We start from the raw sequence: 26,062 nt of genomic DNA, 5'->3' as shown, positions 1-26,062 counted from the left end.
AGAACTGTCGCCTAGTGTCTTAGCGCAAGGTGTTTGCGCAGACAGAGACTTAAGAGCGACATGAAAAACACAAAACCGCACTAGTGCATAACTAGTGCGGTTTTTTATTAAATATTCCTCACTGAGCTATTTCTCACTGAGCTTTATCGTAACGCCCGCCGTAGGTTTTATCACACAGTACATTTCAAATTACTTTTAACCTACTTTTAACCTACTTTTTGGGAAAGCTTGATGATTAATTACGTAACCTTGGGTGTGAGCGATATAGAAAAATCAGCCTCTTTCTACGAATCACTACTAGAAGATTTTGGCGTTAAGCGGTTAGTGAATATGGACCGGATTAAATACATTGGTAAATCGATGAAAGAGCCAATGATTGCCGTGTGTATTCCGTGGGATGAGAAAGAGCCTTCACCGGGCAACGGCAATATGTTTTCTATTGCACCAGGGAATAAGCAGAAAGTGGATAAAATGCATGAAAAAGCACTGTCTCTTGGGGCAACATGCGATGGCGCGCCAGGACAACGAGTACCCGGAAAGTTTTATGCGGCTTACGTAAGAGACTTTGACGGTAACAAGATATGCTTCAACTTCTTCGGCTAGGTTTTCTTCTTATCCATTGCGGTTAACAATAACCTAAGTACCTAAATAAATATGTACTCAAATAACCAAGTACTCACATAACCAAGTACTCACATAACCAAGTACTCACATAACCAAGTACTCACATAACCAAGTACTCACATAACCAAGTACTCACATAACCAAGTACTCAAATAACGAAGTACTCAAATAACGAAGTACTCAAATAACGAAGTACTCAAATAAACGTGCCAGCGAGCAATACGCTGGCACGTTGACGTGAGCGCTTTATTTGGTAGTGCGAAACAATACTTCAGGGTTAGTCATCGTTTTCATTTCAAGTACATTGCCGTTAGGATCTTCGATGAAAAACGTTTCTTGTTCGAACTCTGTATCTTTAAAGCGGCGGTAGGGTTTATCTAAATAGGGTAAGCCTGCCGATTCAATACGCTTCTTCAACGCTTGAAACTCATCTTCGCTCATATGGACACCAAAATGCGGTACTGAAACCGTACCCATGTCTACTTCATGACGTACTGAAGGTAACCGTTCGGTACTTTCATGCAAAGTGAGTTCATTGCCCCAAAAATCTATGTCAATCCAGTGCCCGTCCTCACTGTTGCCCGTTTTACAGCCCAATACGTCACAATAAAATACCTTGGCTTTTTCTAAGTCGCCTGCGGGGATAGCAAGATGTAAGCAATTAGACATCGCAAATTCCTTATTTTTGTTTTTATACCAGTAATGATTAGGAAAATTTTCTACCGCTGAATCATCCAACAATGGGGGTAAAAGGCAAGAGCGTGGCAAGCTTCTTATAGTTAGCAATGTAAACGTATCTATGCAAACACACTTTTGCAGGTGTGAATATAATGAATTACTGAACGCAGGTTTGTTTCCCCTTATTTTTTTAAAAATGATAGAGTGAACGGTATTAATGACTTAATAAAAAGCGTTCCTAACACACCATGCAGCTTCCATTTAGTGACTACATAAAAATTATTGGAAAAGGCCAGCGGGGCGGTCGAAGCCTAACGCGCGAAGAGGCGTACCAGGCCATGAAAATGGTGCTTGCGAATAAGGTTACCGGCGATCAACGTGGTGCTTTTTTAATGTTGCTGCGTACCCGAGAAGAAACGCCCGAAGAAGTAATAGGCTTTGTGGATGCTTGTCGAGAGCTTATTGAGCCTGAGGTGCAAACACTGGCCCCTGTGCTAGATATTGGTTGCTATGCAGGAAAGCGGCGACAACTTCCATGGTATTTACTCGCCGTGGCGGTGCTCGTAAAAAACGGTACGCGAGTTATGTTGCACGGCGCCCATGAGCCAGGTTCGGGGCGACTATATGCAAGTACGGTGTTGCCAACGCTAGGTTTGCCAGCGGTGAATACGGTGACACAAGCTAAATCCCAGATGGATGAGCACTTGGTGACTTACCTCGACCTATCGTGTCTGCTGCCCGCGCTAGACCATATTATTAAACTGCGAGAAGTATTTGGATTGCGCTCTTGTGCCAATACGCTGGCTCGGTTGTTAAACCCCACTGGCGCGAAGTATTGTGTGCAAGGGGTGTATCACATGCACCTCGACCATAAACATTGTCGAGTAAACGAAAACTACGAAAACATAGATGCACTGTGTTTTCGTGGTGACGGTGGCGATCCTGAGGTAAACGGCGAGCGGGAAACAGAGTTATTTGTTACCCGTGGTGGTAAGACAGATGAATATGTTCTCCCTGTTATTGCCAAGCGCTGGGCGCTAAAAGATAAGACCATGGCCGTGGGCGATATGCTAGAGGTGTGGCATGGCAAAGCAGAAAGCGATTACGGTGAGCAGGCTATTATTAGCTCGCTGGCAAGTTACCTCGTTTTGCTACGCAGTAGTGAGGTAAACGACGCCATAGAAGAAGCCAAACTACTGTGGCAGCAGCGTGATAAAGCTAGCCTACCTTTTAGCAATTAGTTAAGGCGTTAATCTAACAACCATTTATTTGCCACGGCATTGTCTAGCTGTCTGCTTACGTAATCCCAAAGTGCCGGCGCACAGATTTTAAGGTGTGCGTTGCGCTTTTCTATCTGCTGTCGAGTAATTTTATGAGTCGCCCAGCTTCCGCCTTGATTTTTCATGTTTTGAAATACGGGAAGTACTCTATCCATCGCCTTAGCAAATTCGGCATCAGGTGTTGCCGCGTCCTCAAATTCTAGCCACAGCTTCAGCATCGTTTCATTGAGCGGTGACGGAAGAAGACCAAAAATTCGTTTGGCCGCTGTTATTTCTTTTTCAGCCTGAGCCGCGTGGTCTTGCTGCGTATTAAAGGCAAACATATCGCCCGCATCAATTTCTACCACATCGTGAATGAGGATCATTTGTATCACTCGCTGGATGTTGATAGGTTTTGCAGCATATTGGCTTAGCATTGAGGCCATAAGCGCTACATGCCAGCTATGCTCGGCAGAATTTTCTTCGCGATCACTATCGGCCGGTAGCGTTATTTTTCGCTTAACAGCCTTTAGCTTATCAAGTTCACATATAAAGTCTGCAAACGAATCTACTGGAGTCATAAGGTTCCCCTAGAAACTGGTTCAATAAAAAACTGGGCTTAATAAAAATGGGCGCTTTCAAAGCGCCCATTTTCGATGGTCGTATTTTGCCTAGTGCCTTGTTCAGCAATAGCTACTGGGCAGGCCTATTATAGGTTTATTTTGCTCAGACCTATTTTTGTTCAGACAGCCATACAATTAAATCTGCAATATCATCATAAGACATGTCAGATGTGAAAGTAGGTTGATACTTTCCATTTATAATGAAGCTTGGTACGCCGGTTAATAACTCGCGGTTAGCATCGATTTGCTGCTGGTTTTTACGCAGCATGCTGTTAACACCGAAGCTTTTGGCAAGCTTGTCGAATTCCTCGCCGTCAGCGCCGTTTACGACGAAGATGTTGCGCAAGTCTTTCAAATTAGTAATAGAAGCTTTTTGCTTGTGAATGTAGTTGAAAATTGCGCCATTCATCGCATTTTCTTGCTTCATTGCACGGCCAATAAGCATCGCTTTTGTCGCTGCATCCTGCACGTCTGGGCCGGTAAAGCGCATAAAGTTTACGTGTACTTTGTTAAACGCAGTACCGTCACTTTTCTTCTGCTTTATTTGTTCAACAATTGGTTCAAACTGAAAGCAGTGTGGGCACCAAAACGAGAAGTATTCAGTAATTACTGGCTTATCAGTAGCCTCTTCATTAACCACTTTATAATGAGTACCTTCTTTCCATTTTGCGCCTGACTCTTGAGCACAAGCCGCTAATGGCAAAAGCATTGCCATGACAAACATTACTGCAAACTTTTTCATGGAATAAGTTCCTTTGTATTTAAGATTTTTATCGGCAAAAGATTATCACAGGCTTTGAGCGTTAACTAGGGCGTGCCCTAATTTCAGCGACCAGCAAGCTAAAAAACACAATGAAATGATACAGTAGAAAGCTTAATCCCCGCTGAACATCACAGAAATTACGCACCACAGGAGTTGAGCACCACGAAAGTTGAGCGCCACAGGAGTTGAGCACCACGAAAGTTGAGCGCCACGTAAATTGAATAACAGGCAAGGTAAATAAAGTAGCACCAACATGGTTAACCCTGTTGGTGCATATAGGTACTACTTCTTATTTGCGCTATTCAATGAGCTTTTCTGACACACGCGTAGTTAAACGTGTGTCTTGTTGTGTGTAACACCATGTCTGCTATCTATCGCGTGTAACTGACTGAAAGCAGGGCGCGTCGTTCTTGCCCCACATACCCAATGATATCTTCGTATTCTTTGTCAAACAGGTTATTTACTTTAAGTGACATTCGCCATTGATTGCTAAGCTGGTAGCTCACATTAACGCTTGTCAGTGTGTAAGCAGATAGCGCAAGGGTTTCTGAAGGCGCAGGAAATGGAGGGAAAAACGTATCAAAGCGTGTGCCGGTATAGGCAAGCTTTGTGTAAAAGCTAAATTTCTCAAGGCCAAAATCTGACGTTACCGTAATAGCACCTTGATGCCGAGCACGTCTAAGCTCAATGGCGCTTTGTGCATTACTGGTTTGCTGGGCATCAAGGTAGCTATAAGAGCCAGTAATATCCGCAAAGTCGCCGCGCCAGCTAAATTCTGCGTCTACACCGTCTCGCTGGCTTTCACCATCTACATTACCCGCGGTAAATGCGCCGCTTTGCGCATCGAATACAAAGCCATTTATTTCATCTTGTAGCTGAGTACTGTAAACACTGACTTGTGCCGTCACGGTTTGCCAACGACCTTTAACGCCTACCTCAACTTCTTCACTTTTTTCCGGAATAAGGTCAGGGTTGCCGATAAAGCTGGCTGGGATAAATCCGAAGCGTTCTGTAAACGTGGGGGTTTTAACTGCTTTTCCGTAGCTGGTGAATAAAGCGATATGACGGTCAAGCTGCCATGTGAGTCCGGCGCGATAGCTAGATGCATTGTCGAATTCGCTGTTATTATCGAAGCGTGCGCTAAGTGAGCTGAAAACCCTGTCACTTACTTCTCCAGAAACCTCGGCGAAAACGCTGTAGGTATCATCTCGTTGGTCTTGGTTAGGGTCGCCGAAAACCACAGGACCACGCTGTGAAAACAAACGTTGAAGGTATTCAGTTCCTGCGGCTAATTGCCAATCATTTACACGGTAGAAATTAGTCCAATTTAGCTCAATACGTTCACCCGTAGTGCCGCCTGCGTCTGCGCCTGACGTGGTGTTGTCATTTTCATCTTTTCTGTATTGTGCAGTAAGCGCTGAGCGATAATCACTGTTATTAGCTTGGTAATCCCACTTGAGTTTCGAGCTAATTTGAACCCCTTTTGTAACGTTGTCTGCATCTGTGGGCAATCCCGTGGTAGCAAAGTCTATAGCGTCGTACTCATTCTCGTAATCTACGGTACGCAGGTAGGCAGAAAACGTATGCTCATCATTGGCGTCAAAGCGAAGGTTCAGTCCAGCAGTAAGGTTGTCATAACCATCGTCTTCACTCCCTATTCTTGAAATATTATCGCCATCGGTTTGCATGTAGCTCGCGTAAGCCGATACACCGAGGTTGTCGTGTTGTGATGTTGTGTTTACGCTTCCTCTGTAGGTGTTTTGCGTACCCACTCCTGCCGACATGCTCAGCTGAGGGGTGACGTCACCCAGAGCACCGGCCTTTGTGGTAATACTTAATACACCACCAATAGCGCCGCTGCCCCAACGTGCGCTTTGTGGGCCTTTCAATAACTCGATGCGTGTTATATTCGCTGCGGTTAAATGGGCTAAATCAATCAAGCTTCCCTGGCCGATATCATTAGCAATAACGCCATCGATAAGTACCAAAAGATGATTAGTTTCACTGCCTCGCACTCTTACCTCGGTGAGACCACCTGGGCTGCCTGATTGAGATAAGCTAACGCCAGGAAGTCCGCGTATAAGTTCGGTAAGTTGCAACGCGCCTGAGGCTTTTATGTCGCTCTCGGTTAATACTGATACCGCACCCGGTAGCTTTGTAAGCAATATCGGTAGGCGAGTGCCTGTTACGGTGAGGGTTTCTACGTCGTCGGTGTCTTTAGGACGTTCTTGAGAAAAAACAGAAGTTGAAGTGATACACGTTAGGATTGCAGCGGCTGTTGCAGTTTTAGTAAAAGCAGCCTGTAATAAAGATAATTCCATAATCAATAATAGTCTCTTATGCGCTCCGCCCGAGCACAAGATTAAGCGAAAGCACCGCACACTCATTGATAGTGCAGGGGCCGTGAAGCACAGGCCGGTATCCGGGCTCTCTCGTCATCTGCTCATTGTTTATCAGCGTATAGCTATGAGACTGACACTCTTTTGCCTTCCCATCGAATAAGTCAACGATCACATTGGCTTAGCGACAGTGGCGTGTAAAAAAGAAGTACTGATGTAGCACTGATATAGCACTTATATAGTACTGAGATTACCGTTGCGGGGGCAGCATCAGCATTTAACTGATTTCCCGTTTAACACAATTATCAGCATTGCTTTTTATTGCCCTCTATTTTCTAGCTTTGTCTCGCCTTTTTATTGGCTAAAGTGGGCTAGTATGAGCTAGCAAGGCCGATTCATTGCGCACCTACGCGGGGGCGAGTATATAGGCTTTCACGGCGACTTACGACAGTCGCGTCAGTATTGATGGATGTCGCTAGTAGAATAATGTGACAAAACTACATGCCTAATTTTAGCGCGGGCTCTTGCAGTGCAGACATTTGTTCTTTGAGCGCTAAAATTTGTCCTTCCCAGTATTTATCTTCTGCAAACCAAGGAAATGCACGAGGGAACGCAGGGTCTGACCAACGACGAGAAAGCCACGCCATATAATGTACCATTCTCATGGCTCTTAACGGTTCTATTAATGCAAGCTCCGCTTTATTAAACGGCTGAAACTCTTCGTAGGCTTCTACTAATGTGTCTAGCTGAAGTAATTGCTGCTGCCTATCTCCGCTTAACATCATCCACAAGTCTTGAATGGCAGGCCCCATTCTGCAATCGTCTAAGTCAACAAACGTAGGCCCATCGCGCCATAAGATATTGCCAGGGTGGCAGTCGCCGTGCAGACGAATAGGGGAAGACACGTTCTTGTACGCTTTTTGTGTAGCTTCAATAACGGGGTTTAAAATAGCGAAAAATGCCGTTTTAAGGCCTTCAGGCAATAGCTCACTTTGCTCTAAAACCCGTTGAGGTTCTAATAAATAACTTTCGACATCAATTGCAGGGCGAGAAGAAAATGCAGACGCTTGCGCCGTAAGGTGAATGCGACCGATAAACCGTCCCATCCATTCTAACTGGTCTAAATTGTCGTTTTCAAATTGACGACCGCCCACCGAGGGGAATAAGGCAAAACGGTAGTCGGTAGTTCCAACGCTATGGTGATGCAGCGTCTTTGTGTTAACGGCCATGGGGGCGACGATGGGAATTTCGTTGTCGGCTAATTCCTTAGCAAAGTTGTGCTCTTCTTGGATTTGTTCATCAGACCAGCGGCCCGGTCGATAGAACTTAACCACATAACGTTTGCCGTCTTCGGCAATAAATTGATAAACCCTGTTTTCATAGCTATTAAGCGCTAATAGACCGCTTTGAAGAAAAATGCCCTGGGTTTCCAGGGCATCTAGTATTGTATCTGGGCTTAAGCCCGAGAAAGAAAAATCTGTCATCGATAAAGAAACTTAGTTGGCTCATCAATGGTTACAATATCACCGTCTACGGTGGTGGTAACACTAATGAATATGTCAGTGACCGTATCTTCCAGATTATAAGCGTCGGTTGCAACCGATATCGGCGTTGAATATACCGCGCCACCTTCAACGACAAATTCTTGCTTTCCGATATATTCATAATCAGGAAGGCCTTTTATTTCTATGGTGTAGGTTTGACGCTTCTGTGTCTTATTCAATACCTTGATGGTATACACATTTTCAATCAACCCTTCGTTCGTTTCGCGATACAGAGAGTTCCTATCGCGAATAATATCGACTTCTGTAGGGCTGCGAGTGTAGATATTGGCGAACAACAGGCCAATCATGATCACGAGTACCACAAAGTAGCCAATGAGCTTAGGTCGTATAATATGGGTTTTACCGCCAGCCAACTCTTCTTCAGAAGTAAAGCTAATGAGTCCTTTGGGGTAATTCATTTTGTCCATGACACCGTTACACGCATCAACGCACGCACCACAGTTGATGCATTCGTACTGCAATCCATTTCGAATATCGATGCCGGTGGGGCAGACCTGCACACATAGGTTACAGTCGATACAATCACCTAACCCTTTTTCTTTTACCTCTTCGTGGCTAAGCTTGCGTGGGCGCGGCCCGCGTTTTTCGCCGCGGTTGGCGTTGTAAGATACGGTAAAGGTATCTTTGTCAAACATGGCAGATTGAAAGCGAGCGTAAGGGCATATGTGAGTACACATAATTTCTCGCATGTAACCTGCGTTGCCGTAGGTACACACGGCAAAGAAAATAACAAAAAAGCCAGCCCAGAAGCTTACGTTGAAGGTAAAGAAGTCAACAAATAGTGCACCTATAGGCGTGAAATACCCAACAAAAGTAAGCGCCGTTAACAGAGCAACGCCCACCCATGCAGTGTGTTTAGCCGTTTTACGCATAAACTTATCGGCGTCCATTGGGCGCTCGTCTAACTTAATTCGCTTATTGCGGGGCCCTTCACATTTCTCTTCAAACCACGTGTAGATATATACCCAGGTAGTTTGTGGGCACATAAAACCGCACCACACTCGACCTGCAAAAGTGGTAACAAAGAAGAGGGCGAATGCCGACACAATAAATATGTAGGCTAATAGCGTAAGGTCTTGAGGCCAAAGTGTTAGCGAAAATATTGTAAAGCGCTGCTGGCCAATATCGAGTAATACGGCTTGCTGGCCGTTAAATTGAAGCCAAGGAATGATGGCGAACAAGCCAAGAAAAATAAGCCCAAAAAATCGGCGGAACGATTCCAGCGGCCCTTTTACGGCTCGCACATAAATGCGACTGCGGGAGTCGTGGCGTTTACCTTGACCGCCTCCCTTTGGTTTGTGCACTTTTACCGGTGTGACATTTTTGACCGGTATTTGTTCGTTCATAAATAAACCTTAGCTAACATCCTTAAATGGCGTGTGGAGTATACCAGCAACAGGATTGTCATGATTAATGTAGATCAAGAATGTTCATTATGATCGTACTTTTTAAACTTTCAGTCAATACTGAAAGTTCAGAAAGTAAGTTTTTGCACAGGAGAACAATCTACAAAGTGTAAACCTAATTCAATAATAAAAAGTGCATTCGCATACTGACGTATTATTAATTGTGTACTAGAAAGTAATCAGGATAGTGTAATATCAGCGTATATGCTTTACTACGACTCAAGTATCTAGAATTAATTTTAGTAGCACGTTAAACACCATAGCGCGCAAAGTAGCGTTAGTTTGAACGCATTTACACGAGGTATTATTCACATGTCAGCGTTAATCACAGTTATTAAAAGCCGCCATTAAGATAGGTTATGTAATACGTTATGCTACGGTTTTTTATCATTACTGCTGAAATTATTGTGCTTGTGTTGATCTTGCGCTCTCCCTTTGTTCAATACTTGTTTGAAGACATTCAAAATTCTGTATCCGACTGGTTCATCTCACTTTCTACGCTACCCGAGCGGCGCGCGCTAGAGAGTTTACGCAGTGATATCACAACGCAGCTAAAACCATTAAAGCCCTACCAACAAAACTATGTTGAAAAAATCACCGTATCTACAGATAGTGTTAAGCGTTTTTATGCGAATTATTGTGAAAAGGACGATATAAACCCCAACTTTTCGGGAACCAAACGCGCTCAACTTTGCCATACTATTACGCAGTCTTCTCTAATGCGAAAGCCAGATTAATATCTAGAAACGCCGAAAACGTTTGCGAGAAGACCGAAACGAGGAGAGTAAACGTGAATAAGTTGTCTATCATAACAGCCTCTATCTGTACGGTGTTGTTAAGCAGTGCCGTCGTATTGCCAACTCATGCTGGCGAACTAAAGATAACGTGGAAAGAGCCAAAATCTTTTACCGATGTGCGCCCTTCAAATGAGTCCCGCGCTCGTTTTCGTGAGCGTACCCTTGAGGCGTTAGAAGCCCATTTAGTTGAGTTAGCCGCCTCTTTGCCAAAATCTCAAACACTATCGATGGTTGTCACTAATATCGATTTAGCTGGCCAAGTGTGGCCCAGTCAATTTATTGGTTTTGGCAACAATATGGGCTCAGACGTGCGCGTAATACAGCGTGTTGATATACCAAGAATGACATTCAGTTATTCGTTAACCGATAGCAGTGGTGAAGTACTGAAAAGTGAAGATGACTTTAAGCTTAAAGACATGGGCTTTATGGACACCAATATCAGAAACATGAGAAATGAAAACCTGTTTTATGAAAAGGCCATGTTAGATGATTGGTTTGACGATACGTTTGCTGACACTGAAAACCTAAAGAACGAAGGCTAATAAGATTTCGTAACTATCTATACGCACTGGTATAAGACAGCGATTTTGAAGTACATGATTTAAAAGTGCATGATTTAAAGGTACATGCTTTTAAAGAACAGAAAGACTGTAAAAAAAAGGTCGGCTTGAGTGCATAGCGTTAACTATGCAATTCAAGCCGACCTTTTTGTTGCCATTACTTTTGAACAAGTATTTTTAGCAAGTACTCTTAGTGTATATTGTTAGCGAACACCTTGTTACAGCTTTCGCGAAGCTAATAGCCAGTGGTAGGTACATTTCACCTACCACCTACTACTTAACAGGCAATCGCCAATAGCATTACAAGTAGTCGAACTCGTCGCCGCTAATCGCTAAGGTGCTATCTGGCCCTGCTTTATACGCTACTTTGTGTGCGTCGCGGCGAGGTAAAATACGCTGCATATAAAAGTCTCGGGTTTTCACTTTAGAGGCTGCTAATACCGCATTATCTGAGCGCTGAGCCTTATCAGCCATGCTGTACCACAATACGCCAATTAGCGAGTATGCGCTGTAATTTAGGAAGTCGCATGCCGCTGAAGCAGCTGTGGTTGGGTCCATTCCCAAACAGTCGGCAGAAGAGGCGCGCCAGTCATCTAATAGGCCTTGTGCTAGTGCTTTACTCTCACCATCTTCGATGTCGTTAACCAGTTCACTAAATGCAGCATAGGTCGACTCCATCATTTTACCGCCATCTCGGGTGAGCTTGCGGCCAATTAAGTCGAGGGCTTGAATACCGTTGGTTCCTTCATACAGCATGGCAATACGCACATCGCGCACCAGCTGCTCCATTCCCCATTCGCGGATGAAACCGTGACCACCGTATACTTGTACACCAATATTAGTGGTTTCAAGACCCATGTCAGTCATAAAGGCCTTGCAGATAGGCGTTAAGTACTGAAGCACATTTTCTGCATTTTGTTTTTCTTCGCCTTCTGTGTGCTTTTCGATATCCATAAATTTGGCATAGAAAAGAGACAGAGCGCGACAACCTTCGATTAACGACTTCTGCGTTAGCAGCATTCTTGCTACATCGGGCTGAAATACGATTGGATCGGCTTTACCTTCAGGGTTTTGAATGCCTTGCGGTGCGCGAGATTGAACGCGGTCGCGTGCATAAGTAAGGGCACCTTGGTAAGACGCTTCAGCAGCGCCTAAGCCTTGCAAACCCACTTGAAAACGAGCATCGTTCATCATGGTGAACATGCACGCTAACCCTTGGTTCTCCTCTCCCACTAACCAGCCGGTGGCACCGTCGAAGTTCATTACACAGGTAGGACTGGCTTTAATACCCATCTTGTGTTCAATACTGCCCACTGACAGGCTGTTTGCTTCGCCCGGCTCATTGCTTGCGTCAGGTAAAAATTTGGGTACTAAGAACAAGCTAATACCTTTAACACCTTTTGGTGCGTCAGGTAAACGAGCGAGAACTAGATGGATAACGTTAGAGCTCCAGTCGTGATCGCCACCAGTAATAAATATCTTGTTACCTGTCACTTTAAAGCTGCCGTCGTCTTGTGGCTGCGCTTTAGTGCTTAGCAAGCTTAAGTCTGTTCCAGCGTGAGGCTCGGTAAGGTTCATCGTGCCTGTCCATTCGCCGCTGATAAGCTTCGCAAGATATGTATCTTTAAGCGCTTTACTGGCATGCTTAGTGACAGCAAGTGTCGCACTCTCGGTCAGCATGGTTGTTAAACGCCAGCTTAAATTAGCGGCATTCAACATTTCGTGAACCGGTACGGCCATGGTGTAAGGTAAATCTTGACCGTCGTACTCAGCAGAGCCAAGCATGGCATTCCAGCCATTGGCCACATATTCTTGATAGGCGTCGGCAAAACCTTTTGGTGTAGTAACCTGACCATTTTCAAGCTTACAGCCTTCTTCGTCGCCCTCTCGGTTTAATGGGGCAACAACATCTAGTGCAAATTTAGCACCTTGCGAAATAATTTCATTCGCTAGGTCGCTATCAAAATCACTGATACCGAGCTTTTCATAATGGGCATCAAGTCCAAGCCATTCTTTTAAAAGAAACTGAAAATCAGCGGTAGGGGCATGGTGTAGAGGCATGGATGACTCCTTTTTCAAACAAGTGTTTTAATTTCTCTATTATAGCCATAAAACAAGTGGTCAGAGTAGTCCGTTAACTGAAAGTTAATAATTAATTACCTATATTCCGCTTCTCAAACAGGACTCAGGTTAACTATTACTTATGGCCTTTTGGCTTTTCCTTGCATTTATCCTACTCGCTGGCATGCTTACGCCACAGATACTAGCGCAATCACAAAGAAAGCACAGAGAAACAGAAATAGACTAGGGGCAACGTGAGCTATGACCAATACCACAACGAATACCGAAATTGATACTGACGTAAGCGTTAATACTGACGTTAAGCTTAATAATAGCCCAGTCTGCGTGGTAACGGGTGGCAGTTTGGGAATTGGCCTTGCCGTATGTAAAACATTTGCTGAAAACGGCTATCGCGTGGTGAATTTAGACATTAGGTACTTTGACGTCGCCCCGCTACATTGTGAGTGGGTAAAGTGCGATGTAAGCAACGTGAGCGAGGTAGAAAAAGCACTGGCGTCTGTCGCACAAGACTATAAACGTATTGATGCGTTGGTGTGTAATGCGGGCAAACACGTATCAGCCACTATCGAAGAGACTGACGAAGCGTTACTCGACAGTATAATAAACCTAAATATTAAAGGAGCTTACGCCGCAATAAAAAATACATTACCTGTTATGAAAGCACAGCAATCAGGTGCAATAGTGGTGATGGGCTCTGATCAATCCTATGTGGGAAAACAAAACTCCTTCGCCTATGGGCTAACAAAATCTGCATTGGCGTCCATAGCTAAAAGTACCGCCCTTGATTATGCCTCTTTTAATATAAGGGCGAATGCGGTGTGTCCTGGCACTATTGAAACCCCATTATTTCACAACGCCATCGACAACTATGTCTCGCGTTCTGGGGCAAATAAAAACGACGTTGTAGCAGAAGAGGCGGCAGCCCAGCCCATTGGCAGGCTAGGTCAACCTCAAGACGTCGCCGAACTCACTTATTTCCTTTGTAGCGATAAAGCGTCTTTTATCACTGGAAGCCTTCATGCCGTAGATGGTGGGTACACGGCGCAATAATGATGTGGAAGAACGCCCATGAACTGGATTGACCCTCATATACACTTTTTTGCCCTTCAGCACGGTCATTACGACTGGCTAAAGCCTAATAATCCGCCCTATTGGCGGGACAAGTCTGTCATCGCACGCAGTGTATATGAAAGGGGTTTGTTCAAAGGAAATCACGCAACGCTCGGAGGGTTTGTGCATATTGAGGCAGGTTTTGATAACGGGCAACCGTGGCGAGAGGTGGCGTTTTTAGAGCAGCACTGTGTAAAACCGTTTCGCAGTGTGGCTAATATTGACTTGCAGTCGTCTACCTCCTTATCAGACATTGATAGATTAAAACGTTTTCGCTCTGTAAGTGGGCTTCGTCATATTCTTGATGATGATGCAGCCACCCTATTGCGAAGCCCTAAGGTGCTGCATAGCCTGAAACATATGGCTGCAAACAACCTATCTTTTGATGCGCAATTCGATATTACCGATGGGGCAAGCGTCAGCGCGTTATTGAATGTGATTGAGCGTATTCCTGAATTGACGGTAATAGTGAATCATGTTGCGGCAGCGCCTTTTTCAGCTGACGTTTTGCCTGATGAGGCTTTACCCGCTGAAGGCTCCTTTTCCGCTGAAGGCTCCTTACCCGCTGAAGGCTCCTTTTCCGCTGAAGGCTCCTTACCCGCTGAAGGCTCTTGTAGCAAGCACACTAATTCAAGCAGGCACTCTTATTCCAGCCTTGCTTACACAAAATGGCAGCGTCATTTAATTGCCTTAGCGCAATGCAGCAATGTGGCATTTAAATTTTCGGGTATGGAGATGCAGGACAGGCAATGGACGTGGTCTTATGTTCAGCGATTGCTTAATACCGCTCTTGATATACTTCCTATAGATAACATTATGCTGGCGAGCAATTTTCCCTTGTGTACCTGGCGAATGCCTTACGCTCAACTACTAAAAGGGTATGACAACATGCTCAAGCGTATGCAGTCTCAAACAGCCTCTACGGCTTTTAGTCTAAGCAAGGATGATGCAGAGAAGCTGCGTCATAAAAATGCATACAAGTGGTATCAGTTTTAGGGTTACACGCTGATGGGGAAAATCCTAAGCTAATAAAAAAGCACCGCCAAAAAAGTAGAATCTTTTACTAGTTTGCGGTGCCCCAGTTTATATCACTCGCTATTTCAGTTCAGTTACCGTCATATGAGGAGAGCGATACACAATGTCGTCATTTAAGTCGATACCAATTCCCGGCGTATCAGGTGCCTCAATAAAGCCATTCACTGGCTGAGGGTCTTGAATACACAACTCTCTATTCCACGCTTTAGTGGCATAGGTATGATGCTCGTGGATCAGGAAGTTTGGTATGGCTGTTTCAAGGTGTAGGCTTGCTGCCGTTGCCACAGGGCCACCACATACATGTGCCTGAATACGCACATCGTAAATATCAGCGTAATCGCACACCTTTTTCGCTTCGGTAAAGCCACCGCAAAGACCCACATCAGGCTGTAGTACGTCGATGGATTGATCTTCAAGGTAAGGCCGCACATCCCAACGATGGTATAAACGTTCGCCACCTGCAATAGGCACCTTCACGTTTTTCGCTACTTTGTCATGTAGCTTAGAGTTTAAGTAGTTCACTGGTTCTTCGTAATATAAGCAGCCAATGTCTTCTACAATACTGCCTAACTGAATAGCGGTAGAGGCACCTAGCAAGCTGTGGCATTCGAAAATGATATCACCGTCTTCACCCATAACGTCACGCATTGCTTGTAAACGCGCGCGAAACAGTTTGAGTTCCGGCTTGGTAAACAGCTTGGTTCTGTCAAAGTGGGTGTTACCGTCTTTGTCGTAAACAATTGGGTCAACTTTAACCGCGTCGTAGCCATCTTTTAACGCTTTTTCAGTAGCGCGAGCGTAGTCGGCAGGGTCGTTAAGTTTGGTGATTTCTGTATCCCAGTCAAACTGAAGTTGGCTGGCGTAACTGCGAAGTTTACCGTTAGTTTTACCACCAAGAAGTTCATAAACCGGTAGGCCGAGAGCTTTGCCTTTGATATCCCAAAGCGCAGTGTCTATAGCGCTCATTGCAGAATAGAAAACCGGGCCTCCACCTAGTCCCCAGAAGCCTTCGCGCAGCATGCGAGACCATAAAAGTTCGGTATTAAAAGGATTAAATCCAATCAGTAAGGCTTCGGCAATTTCTTTTACCATATTAGCGGCGGCGCTATGGCCCCAGTCGTAGGCAAGACCCGCTTCGCCCACGCCGGTAATACCTTCATCGGTATACACTCTGACAAACACAGGGTTCCACTGAGGGCGCTTCGGGCATTCGATGTCGAATATTTCTACTTTGGTCACTTTCATAATGTAGGTTCTGTTCCGTTATTTATTTCAATCTTTAACGCTTCATTGTAAACATCAGCAGGTGGCTGTGATCACAAGTACGTAGTCATGTTATTCACAAAATCCTGGGTCTAATTTGTACGCCTTGCGCAACATAGCAGGCCATGCTTTTTGTCCGCCGGTTGCACCGCTATGCACAACTTTGGCCTGGTCATAGATACCGTCAATGATAGGTTGGGGGATCTCAATGACCTCTTCATTAGACTGCATTAATGCAAGTTGTATCTCACATGCTCGCTGAAGGTCGTAAAAGCGCATAAACGCATCACCCACAGTAGGGCCTAATGTCAGGCCGCCATGGTTGGGCAACAGCATGTGATTAGTATCACCCAAATCGTCTTGGAGTCGTTTTCGCTCAGCGTCGTCAACGGCAAGCCCTTCATACTCATGGTATGACAAAGAGGGCAGTGAAAACATTGAGTACTGGCTCCATGGCTTTAAACCGCCTTTGACCGATGCCACTGAGATAGTGGCCAGCGTGTGAAGGTGAATGACGCATTCTGCATCATGACGTACTTCGTGAATTGCACTGTGAATAGTAAAGCCTGCTGGGTTTATGCCGTAGGGCGTCTCATCAAGAATATTGCCGTCTAGATCTACTTTCACTAAATTCGACGCGGTCACTTCGTCAAACGTTAACCCGAAGGCATTAACAAGATAATGCTCGGTTCCCGGCACCTTAGCTGATATATGCGTGTAGATTAGGTCGCCCCAGCGCATATCCGCCACAAGGCGGTAGCACGCTGCCAAATCAACACGGGCTTGCCACTCTTGTTCTGATACGGTGCCTTTAAGGCTCTGTGTCGGCAATGTAAACACGCTTTACTCCTTAATATTAAAAATAGGGGCGGTCTGTTTCTTTTGTTCTTTCTATTCTACTTTTTATGTATAGCGCGATGAGACACGGCTCACCACCTTAACCGCTTCTTACAATGTATCAAAAGTGAGATTCAAATCTCACTTTGGTATGGCTATTAGTTAGTGTCAAACGCTATAAACCCATCGCGAAGGGGAATAAGGTCGTCGGCATAGCGCAGCGCCTTATGATTTAGTAAAAACGGGTCCACCTTTTCAATTGCAATCACTTCAAGCGCTGCCCACGAAGGCGGACTAAAACGTTCAGGCAGTAAGTCGATACCTGAGTCTAAGTCACAGGCAAATAGGGCTAGTCCATTGGATGTTTTACCTATTTGCTTTCGAACCAGCACATTAAAGCCGGTTTCTTCCCATGTTTCGCGATGTGCAGCGCAAGATAGTGATTCACCCTCGTTCACGCCTCCGCCGGGAAAATCGAGTTTTCCGCTTAATCGATGGCGAATAAGCACCGCTTTATCTTGGGTTTTGATAAGGCACACAGCAGCTTGGGTGTCGTTAGTATTAAAGCTTTGATCGACAGCTTGCGATTCAAGTAATGCAGATTGTCGGCACTGGGGGTCACTCGGTGAGTGTTGAGAACAGCCCAAAAGCGTTAAAACTGCCAAAATAGGTGATAAGCGAAAAAAGAAAGTCATTGAAAAAGGTAGAATACTCTTAACAAAATAAAATCAATAAATACTAGTGCTGCACACAATAAACGTAGTAAACGGAATACCCGTAGATGTCTTTGTTCTTTGTGCACCGCTTTTATAAATAGTTGCCTGATGACTACTCTATCACGGGTTGTTATTTTACCTATAGGAAAGGTTATGTCTTCACGTTTTTCTTTATCACCACTGTTAATTGGCGTTGCATTGTTGGCAGGTATTGTCGTGTATTTGAATTTGCCAGAAGACAATGTCGAGCAGCAAGGGGGGCAGCGTGCTACTCCCGTCAAAACTGCCTTTGCCAGTATTGAAGCGCTGCCGATCACAATAGAATCCCTTGGAACCGCGGTGGCTAATGAATCGGTCAACATTACGGCGCAAGTGACAGAAACCATTGCGAGCATCAATTTTGAAGACGGCGATAAGGTAAAAGAAGGTGAGCTGTTAGTTCAGTTAAATAACTCTGAAGAGCGTGCTCGCGTTGAAGAATTAAAAGCAAATATTGACGAAGCTAAACGTCAGTTCACCCGTATTTCAGACTTACGCCAAACAAACGCCACATCAGAGCAATTACTCGACGAGCAAAACGCTCGGGTAAAAGCGTTAGAAGCGCAGTTAGATATTGCCAAAGCGCAGCTTAACGAACTACAGGTTCGCGCGCCGTTTACCGGTTTGTTGGGCAATAGAATGATCAGTAAAGGTTCGCTTGTTCAGCCTGGAAGCACAATTACTACACTTGATGATATTAGCGTGGTGAAAGTCGATTTTAGTGTGGCAGAGACTCACCTTGCCAGCGTTGCTGCAGGACAGCGACTCACCGCCTCTTCCATTGCCTACCCTGGGGTAGAGTTTGAGGGAGTGATCAGCAATGTGGATACTCGCCTTGACCCTGTCATTCGCGCTATCAACGTTCGCGCAACCATAAAGAATAAAGACAATCGCTTGCGTCCCGGTATGCTGCTTACCGTTACGGTTGAAAAACGTGTCCTCAATACACTTGTCCTTCCTGAAAAAGCCCTTGTGCCAGTACAAGACAAACAATTCGTCTACGTGGTGCGAGATGATGTAGCGCACCAAACCGAGGTGAGCATTGGAGAGAGAAGACCTGGTGTAGTGCAAATAATAGAAGGTATTAGTGAGGGCGACGAAGTGATTACCGAAGGTACATTGCGGGTGCGCGATGAATCCCCCGTTAATGTTCTGAATCGATAAGGGAGCGCAGCACTATGTTATTGTCTGACGTTTCTGTTAAACGCCCGGTTTTTGCTACCGTTATTAACCTGCTACTGGTTATTTTCGGCGTGGTTGCCATTTCCATGCTGTCGCTACGGGAATACCCTGATATTGACCCGCCTATTGTATCAGTGAATACCACTTATGCTGGTGCCTCGGCCAATATTGTTGAAACCCGTATAACTCAACTGTTAGAAGACAGAATTTCCGGCATCGAAGGCATTAAGAACGTGACGTCAACGTCTCGAAACGGCAGGTCTGATATTACAATCGAGTTTAAACTTTCTCGGGATATCGATGCCGCTGCCAACGATGTGCGAGAGCGGGTCAGTCGTGCATTAAATAATTTGCCAGATCAAGCCGATCCTCCCGAAGTATCCAAAGCAAACTCAGATGAAAGTGCAGTGGTGTGGTACAACTTACGAAGCACTAACCTTAATACGATGGAGCTCACCGACTATGCAGAGCGCTTCCTTGTCGACCGACTTTCTATTGTTGATGGCGTTGCAAGGGTTCAGATAGGGGGCGGACGTCGCTATGCCATGAAGGTGTTCTTAGACAGAACGGCAATGTCTGCCCGTGGCATTACCGTAGCCGATGTAGAGCAAGTCATTCGAGCCGAGAATGTTGAGCTACCGGCGGGTGAAGTAGAATCTGTAGACAGAGACTTCGAAGTACGAGTCGCGCGCACATTCCTGACACCAGAAGATTTTGCGGCATTAACCGTAGCAGTGGGCGAAAACGGGTATCTAGTTCGGTTAGGCGAAATCGCCAACGTAGAATTAACCGCAGAAGACGATGAAACTGAGTTTCGTGGCGACGGGGTAAATATGATTGGGCTTGGTATTATCAAGCAGTCGAAATCTAACACCTTGGAAGTAGCTCGAGCCGCAAAAGCACAAATAGCGAAAATAGAGGCCTCACTGCCAGATAACATTTTCATTGTACCTAGCTACGACTCTTCCGTGTTTATTGAAGCCTCTATTGATGAAGTGTACGAAACCCTTGGCATCGCTATGCTTATGGTTGTTATCGTGATTTATCTTTTCCTTGGCAATATTCGCGCAACCTTAATTCCCGCGGTTACCGTGCCGGTCTCGCTTATTGCCGCTTTTGTTGTGATGTACGCACTCGGGTTTTCAATCAACCTACTTACCTTGTTAGCAATGGTGTTAGCGATAGGCTTAGTGGTTGATGATGCCATTGTTGTTCTCGAGAATATTTATCGAAGAATTGAGATGGGCGAACCGCCCATTTTGGCCTCTTATCGAGGCGCAAAAGAAGTTGGGTTTGCAGTAATTGCGACCACACTCGTGCTTATTTCAGTATTTGTTCCGCTGGTATTCTTAGAAGGGAATATTGGCCGCTTGTTTACTGAGTTTGCATTGGCTATCGCCGCTGCCGTAGCGTTCTCTAGCTTTACCGCTCTTACACTAACGCCAATGATGGCCTCTAAAATTCTGAAAAAGCGAGAGCGTGCCTCTGGCTTTGGAAGCTGGATGGACTCGCGCTTTTCCGCGCTTGAAAATCGTTACTTTTCGAGTTTAGGCAAAACCCTGCATCAGCCCATTCTTATGCTGTTGCTGCTGGTATTTGCAGTTATCGCTATTATTCAATTTTCAGAGAAAGTACCCAGTGAGTTTGTGCCTAAAGAAGATAGAGGCAACTTCTTTATTCTGATGAATGCGCAGGAAGGCGCGAGCTTTGAGAGTAACGCCAACAACCTCAAACAGATTGAAGACATTCTTATGCCTTATCGCGAAAATGGAAAAATTAATCGCCTTTTGGTGAGAACGCCTGGGTTTGGTGGCAATGCAGGGATTGCGATTGTAGGTTCGGCTGATTGGGATGTAAGAGATTTCAGTACCTTTGAGCTTATGGATGAGTTAAGCGAAAAGCTCACCGCAGTGCCTGATGTAAGAGCGTTTTCCATTATGCGAAGCGGTGTGTCCGGTGGCGGGTTTGGGCGTCCTGTACAGTTTGTGTTAAAAGGCGACACCTATGAAAACCTAGTGGCCTGGCGGGATACTGTGCTTGAAAAAGCCGCTGAAAACTCGGGGCTTATCCGATTAGATTCAGATTATAAAGAAACCTCACCTCAGCTTTTAGTGAATATCAATCGCGACAGGGCGGCCGATTTAGGTGTGTCCATCAGTGATATTGGTGGAACGCTAGAGGTAATGCTGGGACAGCGCAGAGTATCGACTTTCCTCGATAGGGGAGAGGAATACGATGTTATTTTAGAGGGTATCGAAGATGACTTTAGAAGCCCAAATAACATTGAAAATCTGTACGTTCGCTCAGCGAGAACCGGTGAGCTCATTCCCATGGACAACCTGCTTACCTTTGAAGAGCAAGCTACGTCTTCACGACTAAATCGCTACAATAGAATGCGGGCAGTGACAATTTCAGCAAACCTAGCCGAGGGCTATACCCTTGGCCAAGCGCTGACATATCTAGAAGAGATTGTTCGTACTGAGCTGCCTGACAACGTATCTATAGACTACAAAGGTGAGTCACAGCTGTACCAAGAGGCTGGCAGCTCGTTTATCTATGTGTTTATGCTCGCGCTGGCTATTACCTATCTTATTCTAGCGGCACAGTTTGAGAGCTGGGTACATCCGCTCGTTATCATGCTAACAGTACCTTTAGCACTCGTTGGTGCCTATATTGGTCTATTTTTCTCAGGGATGACGATAAACATCTACAGTCAAATCGGACTGGTCATGCTAATAGGTCTCGCGGCGAAAAACGGTATTCTTATTGTGGAGTTCGCCAATCAGCTACGAGACAGTGGTATGGAGTTTGAAGAAGCGTTAAAGCGGGCAGCCACACAAAGATTACGCCCCATTGTGATGACTGGGTTTACAACCGTATTCAGTGCATTGCCGTTGGTGCTAGCGACAGGTCCTGGCGCCGAAAGTCGTATGGTGATTGGCATGGTGATATTCTCAGGCGTGTTGGTATCGGCCTTTATGACGCTATATGTAGTGCCGACGGCGTACAGTTGGCTAGCAAGAAATACAGACTCACCCCTTAAACGAACCCAGGAAATTGAAAAGCTCGATAGCGATATTCCTTATAAAAAAGGCGACGTTTAACTTAAGTTAATGTTAGTGCGAGTTAGTCCAACTCGGGCTGCTCGCCCTATGCTCACCGAATCAAGGCTTCTAGGTTTACTTTGTTAGGTATGTTATTTAATACGTTGATATTGGTTTTGATGCGCTTAGCTTTTTCCCGTAATTCGTTAAGTTTTTGTTTTTATGTTTGATTTTCTAAATTTCCTTAGTATGTATTAAATTTTTTAATACTGGTCGTATCACCATCGTCGCTCCTTAGTCCTTAGTCTAGTTGCCAAATAATCCCTTCCCTATACACTGCGCGCCATCACAGCTTGTTGTGCCTAAGTTACTAATTTTTAGTTATTAAAACTTAACGACTTAATTGGCGTTAATGGCGTTTGTGACCAATACTTAATCGGTTGTCGAATTGTGACTGGATGAACCAGTCTTTTCACACTACGTTTGAGGTGAGTGACAAGCTAAACACAGGCTGATTTCGACAGATACGGTGAATGACACCGTGAATTAGTTAAGAGGATATCTTATGAAAAAATGGATTCTTGCAGCAGCATTATGTTGCAACATGGCATTTGCTGATGTAGCGGTTGTTGTGCACCCAAGTAATAGCGATTCGCTTGATAAAGCAACCATCACACGTCTGTTTCTAAATAAAGCTAAGGCATTTCCTAGCGGTACTCAGGCCGAACCTGTAGCACTTGAAGAAGGTCAGGCTGTAACCGACGAATTTAACGGTAAAGTTCTTAACAAAACAGCGTCTCAATTAACGGCCTTTTGGTCGAAGCTTGTCTTTACGGGGAAAGGTCAGCCGCCAAAATCATTAGGCTCTGACGCAGAAGTGATTGCTGAAGTCGCATCAAACCCCGGCGCTATAGGCTTTGTAGACGCAGGTGCTGTGAACGATAGCGTTCGCGTAGTAGCAACGTTTTAATTTTACCGTATTAGACTGAATTAAAGGAACAAGCATGAAAAAGAAACTTGCTATCTTATCAATGGCTAGCCTTGTGGCAGCACCCGCTATCGCCGAAGTTCAAATTAATGGTTTCGCTAACCTTATTGGCGGAATGACACTTGACGACAATGAATCGGTTTACGACTACGACAGCGACTTTAGCTTCGACCCAGCCAGTGTATTTGGTTTACAAGTTCGCGGTGAAATCAGCGACAAGTTGTCTGCTACCGCGCAGGTTGTTGGTCGTGGTAGAGACGACTACGACGCCGACTTCGAATGGGCGTATATGACATATAATGTGTCTAATACGACAAGCATTAGTGCAGGCCGCATTCGTATGCCGTTATTCAAATACTCTGCATCGTTAGATGTAGGTTACTCTTATCACTGGTTAACGCCACCTGACTCGGTATACGGCATCGACTTTAACAACATTGATGGTGTAAGAGTTGATTACTCCAACTACTCAGGTGACTGGGAATATGGCGCACAGTTCACTACAGGTCGTGCTCAAGCCGACACTACCATTTCTGGAATACCAGCGGCGCTTACCTTAGATAATGTTTTAGCGGTATCGTTTGAAGTAACAAGAGATTGGTTCAGTGCACGTACGTTGCTAGCTCGCGGAAAAACTAGCGCAGAAAACGCAGAGTTTGATGCGTTTGTAGACGGCGCTGGTCAATTTGGTGCAGTGGTTCCTGGTGCATCGGCATTAGCGTCTGGTTTGCGCATTGAAGAAGATACCGGAACCTTCTTTGAGGTTGCCGTTGGTGTAGATAAGTACGATTGGTTTGTGGGGGCAGAATACACTCAAACAGAAGTGGATGGTTCTGTTATTGCCGACAACAAAGCATGGTATGTGACTGCTGGCTTACGTTTTGGGAAATTTACCCCGCATATTACGTATGAAGTTGAAGAGGCAGACAATGGCGCGCAGCTTGGTTTAGTTGCAGCACTACCGCCAACAATCGAGACTGGCGATGCGGTAACAGATGCTACTTGGTCTGGCATTTATCAAGCAGCTAGCGGTATTGCTGCACAGCAGGACCTTGACGTGTCTGCGGTAACTGCTGGTCTTCGTTATGATGTTGAGCCTGGCCTAGCGCTAAAGGCGGATGTTACTTGGTATAGCGATGACCTTAACGACTTAAACGACGCTACGTTGCTAAAAGTCGGCGTGAACTACACGTTCTAAAACGCTAATGAAGCTCGGCGCGAGTACTCAATAAGTACCTAGAGCGCCGAGCCTCAACTATTTATTAAAGTTTTCGTTAATCTTGTAGATATATTACAGTAGTAGTGTCTTGTCAGGTATTCCTGAGCAGTAGTTGGACGATAATAAAAATAGTGAGATAGCAGATGAGTTTTCTTAAAAAAATGCCAATAGCGACTAAAATTTTCCTGATCCCGGGAATTGCTGCTTTAAGTTTCGTTATTTACCTCCTAATCACTGTCTATACTGCGTTAAACAATGGCGCTATTTTAGAAAAAGTCCAAACCGTGCAGTTTCCAGCACTTCAACTATCGGCCTCCACACTCGTGGAAATGCAAAAGGTACGAGATACCTTATCTAGCGCCGTGACTACTGGCGATCAAGATACCCTCGTTGCTGCGCAAGAATTGGCAAAAGAAGCTAAAGACGGAATGAATCAAATTGCGGGTATTAGCCCCGACTTTCGCTCCGACATGGCTAAAATCTCCTCCGGTTTCGACGACTATTTTAAAGTCGCTTTTAATGTATCGCAGTCAATGGTTGATGGCACAGCTGACTTTAGTCGATTAGGCGAGCTATCCAGCCAAATGAATTCGTCTTATGACGGTGTAATTGTGGCAATGACTCGCTTTAGAGACGACCAGCAAGATGCCTTTGAAAAAGCGTTTGAAAATACTGATTCGGCCAATACGTCACTTATCAGTACCGGCGTTGTGTTAGCGATAGTGGTTTCAATATTATTATTTGCCACCGCTATCCCTATTGTTCGCGGTATTAAGCAAAGTATCGACGATGTAGTTCGCTCATTAAAAGATATTGCACAGGAAAATGGCGATTTAACGGTTCGCATTGAAACGCAAAGCGAAGACGAAATTGGTGAACTGGTTCACTGGTTCAATCAATTTATGGACAAACTTCAGGGCGTGGTGAAAGACGTTGTTGAGGCAAGCCTTCCACTGTCAAACTTAGCGCAAAACTTGCGCGGCGTGACGGAAGAAACACAGCGCACTATCGATGTACAACAGCGTTCAGCAACTAACGCAAAACAAGCAGTCGATACAATGAGCGGCTCGGTCGACGGTGTAGCGCAAAGTGCTGCACAAGCAGCAAGTGACGCTAACGAAGCCACCAGCGCTGCAAGCGAAGGTCGTCAAATTGTTCAGCAAACTGTGACGAGTATTCAACAACTTGCTGATAATGTTCGTGAGACTGCTGATGTTATAGGCCGTCTAGAGTCTGATTCGAATAAGGTGGGCTCTGTATTAGATGTAATTAAAGGAATAGCGGAGCAAACAAACTTACTGGCACTTAACGCAGCTATCGAGGCCGCCCGCGCTGGCGAGCAAGGTCGTGGTTTTGCGGTGGTTGCCGATGAAGTGAGAACGTTGGCGTCGCGTACTCAGCAATCAACAGAAGAAATTCAAAATACTATTGAGCAGCTTCAAAGTGCGGCGCAATCAGCGGTACAAGTTATGGCTAAGGGGACCGAACAAGCCTCTAATAGTGTAGAAACGGCAAATAGAGCTGGAAGTAGCCTTGAAACAATTACCAGCACCATCGGCCGTATAAACAACATGAACGAGCAAATTGCCCACAACACCGAAGACCAGCGAACTGTTGCTATTGATATTGTCCGCCACGTAGATGAAATTCATCAGCGCACGGAACAAACGGCAACACGCTCTGGGGAGCTGGGGAGCATGTGTAATGAATTGGCTAATTTAGCGCAGCACTTAGAGTCTATAGCTAAACAGTTCCGCGTATAGCGATACGGTTAGATTCATCTATACTAAAAAGCCTCCTTGCGGATGGGCTGATACTTTATTAGGGATCTACTTATGTAGATCCCTTTTCATTTATATGCTTAAAATCATGCCTTTAGCATTAGATAATGACCATGAATGTCATTCACGAGCAAGTTTTAATTATTTAATAT

The 26,062-nt window shown here is 45.1% G+C and carries 21 protein-coding genes and 1 riboswitch; of the genes, 11 read left to right on the top strand and 10 right to left on the bottom strand.

Going from position 1 to position 26,062, the window contains the following annotated elements; translation table 11 throughout:
• Nucleotides 1-231: 231 nt before the first annotated feature.
• Nucleotides 232-603, top strand: a complete 372-nt coding sequence (locus GTQ48_RS15605; RefSeq protein ID WP_163107501.1) for a VOC family protein — start codon at nt 232-234, stop codon at nt 601-603.
• Between the two features lie 267 nt (nt 604-870).
• Here the strand turns inward: GTQ48_RS15605 and GTQ48_RS15600 are convergent, their stop codons facing one another.
• Nucleotides 871-1,293: a VOC family protein gene (locus GTQ48_RS15600; protein WP_163107500.1), complete on the bottom strand. Its 423-nt coding sequence runs from the start codon at nt 1,291-1,293 to the stop codon at nt 871-873.
• Nucleotides 1,294-1,550: 257 nt separating this feature from the next.
• On the opposite strand from GTQ48_RS15600, the gene GTQ48_RS15595 reads away from it, so the two are divergent.
• Nucleotides 1,551-2,543 (top strand): glycosyl transferase family protein, encoded by a 993-nt coding sequence (locus tag GTQ48_RS15595; protein WP_163107499.1) that lies wholly within the window; start codon nt 1,551-1,553, stop codon nt 2,541-2,543.
• Between the two features lie 8 nt (nt 2,544-2,551).
• On the opposite strand, the gene GTQ48_RS15590 is transcribed toward GTQ48_RS15595, so the two are convergent.
• The 5 genes from GTQ48_RS15590 to ccoG form a co-directional block, all read right to left on the bottom strand.
• Nucleotides 2,552-3,142 (bottom strand): HD domain-containing protein, encoded by a 591-nt coding sequence (locus GTQ48_RS15590; RefSeq protein ID WP_163107498.1) that lies wholly within the window; start codon nt 3,140-3,142, stop codon nt 2,552-2,554.
• A 151-nt stretch (nt 3,143-3,293) separates the two neighbouring features.
• Entirely contained in the window at nt 3,294-3,926 is a 633-nt protein-coding gene (locus GTQ48_RS15585; RefSeq protein WP_032095703.1) for a thiol:disulfide interchange protein DsbA/DsbL, read from the bottom strand.
• Between the two features lie 392 nt (nt 3,927-4,318).
• Nucleotides 4,319-6,268: a TonB-dependent receptor plug domain-containing protein gene (locus GTQ48_RS15580; protein WP_163107497.1), complete on the bottom strand. Its 1,950-nt coding sequence runs from the start codon at nt 6,266-6,268 to the stop codon at nt 4,319-4,321.
• 75 nt (nt 6,269-6,343) lie between these two features.
• A riboswitch (cobalamin riboswitch) is annotated at nt 6,344-6,630 on the bottom strand.
• A gap of 153 nt (nt 6,631-6,783) precedes the next feature.
• Nucleotides 6,784-7,770, bottom strand: coding sequence for a serine/threonine protein kinase (locus GTQ48_RS15575; RefSeq protein ID WP_163107496.1), 987 nt, complete (start codon nt 7,768-7,770; stop codon nt 6,784-6,786).
• Complete coding sequence (gene ccoG, locus GTQ48_RS15570) at nt 7,767-9,197, bottom strand: cytochrome c oxidase accessory protein CcoG (RefSeq protein WP_163107495.1); 1,431 nt, start codon at nt 9,195-9,197, stop codon at nt 7,767-7,769. The genes GTQ48_RS15575 and ccoG overlap by 4 nt, the downstream gene beginning before the upstream one ends.
• A gap of 431 nt (nt 9,198-9,628) precedes the next feature.
• Between ccoG and GTQ48_RS15565 the strand changes: the two genes are divergently transcribed.
• Complete coding sequence (locus GTQ48_RS15565; protein ID WP_163107494.1) at nt 9,629-9,994, top strand: hypothetical protein; 366 nt, start codon at nt 9,629-9,631, stop codon at nt 9,992-9,994.
• A gap of 53 nt (nt 9,995-10,047) precedes the next feature.
• Entirely contained in the window at nt 10,048-10,596 is a 549-nt protein-coding gene (locus tag GTQ48_RS15560; RefSeq protein WP_163107493.1) for a DUF3016 domain-containing protein, read from the top strand.
• A gap of 318 nt (nt 10,597-10,914) precedes the next feature.
• Here the strand turns inward: GTQ48_RS15560 and GTQ48_RS15555 are convergent, their stop codons facing one another.
• Nucleotides 10,915-12,675 (bottom strand): acyl-CoA dehydrogenase family protein, encoded by a 1,761-nt coding sequence (locus tag GTQ48_RS15555; RefSeq protein WP_163107492.1) that lies wholly within the window; start codon nt 12,673-12,675, stop codon nt 10,915-10,917.
• Nucleotides 12,676-12,936: 261 nt separating this feature from the next.
• Here GTQ48_RS15555 and GTQ48_RS15550 point away from each other — a divergent pair, with 261 nt between their 5' ends.
• Together GTQ48_RS15550 and GTQ48_RS15545 are read left to right on the top strand one after the other, a co-directional pair.
• Nucleotides 12,937-13,746: an SDR family NAD(P)-dependent oxidoreductase gene (locus GTQ48_RS15550; RefSeq protein ID WP_163107491.1), complete on the top strand. Its 810-nt coding sequence runs from the start codon at nt 12,937-12,939 to the stop codon at nt 13,744-13,746.
• A gap of 18 nt (nt 13,747-13,764) precedes the next feature.
• Entirely contained in the window at nt 13,765-14,802 is a 1,038-nt protein-coding gene (locus GTQ48_RS15545) for an amidohydrolase family protein (RefSeq protein WP_163107490.1), read from the top strand.
• Nucleotides 14,803-14,901: 99 nt separating this feature from the next.
• Here the strand turns inward: GTQ48_RS15545 and GTQ48_RS15540 are convergent, their stop codons facing one another.
• From GTQ48_RS15540 to GTQ48_RS15530, 3 genes are all read right to left on the bottom strand, one after another.
• The gene (locus GTQ48_RS15540) at nt 14,902-16,086 is read right to left on the bottom strand and encodes a mandelate racemase/muconate lactonizing enzyme family protein (protein WP_032095710.1); all 1,185 of its coding nucleotides are present in this window, start codon (nt 16,084-16,086) and stop codon (nt 14,902-14,904) included.
• 90 nt (nt 16,087-16,176) lie between these two features.
• Nucleotides 16,177-16,944: a class II aldolase/adducin family protein gene (locus GTQ48_RS15535; RefSeq protein WP_163107489.1), complete on the bottom strand. Its 768-nt coding sequence runs from the start codon at nt 16,942-16,944 to the stop codon at nt 16,177-16,179.
• A gap of 155 nt (nt 16,945-17,099) precedes the next feature.
• Entirely contained in the window at nt 17,100-17,636 is a 537-nt protein-coding gene (locus GTQ48_RS15530) for an NUDIX hydrolase (protein ID WP_163107488.1), read from the bottom strand.
• 174 nt (nt 17,637-17,810) lie between these two features.
• Between GTQ48_RS15530 and GTQ48_RS15525 the strand changes: the two genes are divergently transcribed.
• The 5 genes from GTQ48_RS15525 (at nt 17,811) to GTQ48_RS15505 (ending at nt 25,892) form a co-directional block, all read left to right on the top strand.
• Nucleotides 17,811-18,860, top strand: a complete 1,050-nt coding sequence (locus GTQ48_RS15525) for an efflux RND transporter periplasmic adaptor subunit (RefSeq protein WP_163107487.1) — start codon at nt 17,811-17,813, stop codon at nt 18,858-18,860.
• 14 nt (nt 18,861-18,874) lie between these two features.
• Nucleotides 18,875-21,982: an efflux RND transporter permease subunit gene (locus tag GTQ48_RS15520; protein ID WP_163107486.1), complete on the top strand. Its 3,108-nt coding sequence runs from the start codon at nt 18,875-18,877 to the stop codon at nt 21,980-21,982.
• A gap of 505 nt (nt 21,983-22,487) precedes the next feature.
• Nucleotides 22,488-22,892 (top strand): type 2 periplasmic-binding domain-containing protein, encoded by a 405-nt coding sequence (locus GTQ48_RS15515; RefSeq protein ID WP_032095715.1) that lies wholly within the window; start codon nt 22,488-22,490, stop codon nt 22,890-22,892.
• A 34-nt stretch (nt 22,893-22,926) separates the two neighbouring features.
• Entirely contained in the window at nt 22,927-24,108 is a 1,182-nt protein-coding gene (locus GTQ48_RS15510; RefSeq protein ID WP_163107485.1) for a topoisomerase IV, read from the top strand.
• A gap of 164 nt (nt 24,109-24,272) precedes the next feature.
• The gene (locus GTQ48_RS15505; RefSeq protein ID WP_163107484.1) at nt 24,273-25,892 is read left to right on the top strand and encodes a methyl-accepting chemotaxis protein; all 1,620 of its coding nucleotides are present in this window, start codon (nt 24,273-24,275) and stop codon (nt 25,890-25,892) included.
• Nucleotides 25,893-26,062: the final 170 nt, after the last annotated feature.

Source organism: Alteromonas genovensis, from assembly GCF_010500895.1.
Lineage (GTDB): Bacteria > Pseudomonadota > Gammaproteobacteria > Enterobacterales > Alteromonadaceae > Alteromonas > Alteromonas genovensis.
Note: the sequence above shows the minus strand (reverse complement) of the source record. Positions and strands in the feature narration are given on the sequence as shown.

Bases quoted from the DNA above. Each gene is read 5' to 3' on its own strand.
- GTQ48_RS15600 (WP_163107500.1), bottom strand. From the start codon at position 1,293: ATGTCTAATTGCTTACATCTTGCTATCCCCGCAGGCGACTTAGAAAAA.
- GTQ48_RS15530 (WP_163107488.1), bottom strand. From the start codon at position 17,636: ATGACTTTCTTTTTTCGCTTATCACCTATTTTGGCAGTTTTAACGCTT.
- GTQ48_RS15585 (WP_032095703.1), bottom strand. From the start codon at position 3,926: ATGAAAAAGTTTGCAGTAATGTTTGTCATGGCAATGCTTTTGCCATTA.
- GTQ48_RS15605 (WP_163107501.1), top strand. From the start codon at position 232: ATGATTAATTACGTAACCTTGGGTGTGAGCGATATAGAAAAATCAGCC.
- GTQ48_RS15550 (WP_163107491.1), top strand. From the start codon at position 12,937: ATGACCAATACCACAACGAATACCGAAATTGATACTGACGTAAGCGTT.
- GTQ48_RS15540 (WP_032095710.1), bottom strand. From the start codon at position 16,086: ATGAAAGTGACCAAAGTAGAAATATTCGACATCGAATGCCCGAAGCGC.
- GTQ48_RS15590 (WP_163107498.1), bottom strand. From the start codon at position 3,142: ATGACTCCAGTAGATTCGTTTGCAGACTTTATATGTGAACTTGATAAG.
- GTQ48_RS15545 (WP_163107490.1), top strand. From the start codon at position 13,765: ATGAACTGGATTGACCCTCATATACACTTTTTTGCCCTTCAGCACGGT.
- GTQ48_RS15565 (WP_163107494.1), top strand. From the start codon at position 9,629: ATGCTACGGTTTTTTATCATTACTGCTGAAATTATTGTGCTTGTGTTG.
- GTQ48_RS15525 (WP_163107487.1), top strand. From the start codon at position 17,811: ATGTCTTCACGTTTTTCTTTATCACCACTGTTAATTGGCGTTGCATTG.
- GTQ48_RS15575 (WP_163107496.1), bottom strand. From the start codon at position 7,770: ATGACAGATTTTTCTTTCTCGGGCTTAAGCCCAGATACAATACTAGAT.
- GTQ48_RS15580 (WP_163107497.1), bottom strand. From the start codon at position 6,268: ATGGAATTATCTTTATTACAGGCTGCTTTTACTAAAACTGCAACAGCC.
- GTQ48_RS15595 (WP_163107499.1), top strand. From the start codon at position 1,551: ATGCAGCTTCCATTTAGTGACTACATAAAAATTATTGGAAAAGGCCAG.
- GTQ48_RS15515 (WP_032095715.1), top strand. From the start codon at position 22,488: ATGAAAAAATGGATTCTTGCAGCAGCATTATGTTGCAACATGGCATTT.
- GTQ48_RS15555 (WP_163107492.1), bottom strand. From the start codon at position 12,675: ATGCCTCTACACCATGCCCCTACCGCTGATTTTCAGTTTCTTTTAAAA.
- GTQ48_RS15520 (WP_163107486.1), top strand. From the start codon at position 18,875: ATGTTATTGTCTGACGTTTCTGTTAAACGCCCGGTTTTTGCTACCGTT.
- ccoG (WP_163107495.1), bottom strand. From the start codon at position 9,197: ATGAACGAACAAATACCGGTCAAAAATGTCACACCGGTAAAAGTGCAC.
- GTQ48_RS15505 (WP_163107484.1), top strand. From the start codon at position 24,273: ATGAGTTTTCTTAAAAAAATGCCAATAGCGACTAAAATTTTCCTGATC.
- GTQ48_RS15510 (WP_163107485.1), top strand. From the start codon at position 22,927: ATGAAAAAGAAACTTGCTATCTTATCAATGGCTAGCCTTGTGGCAGCA.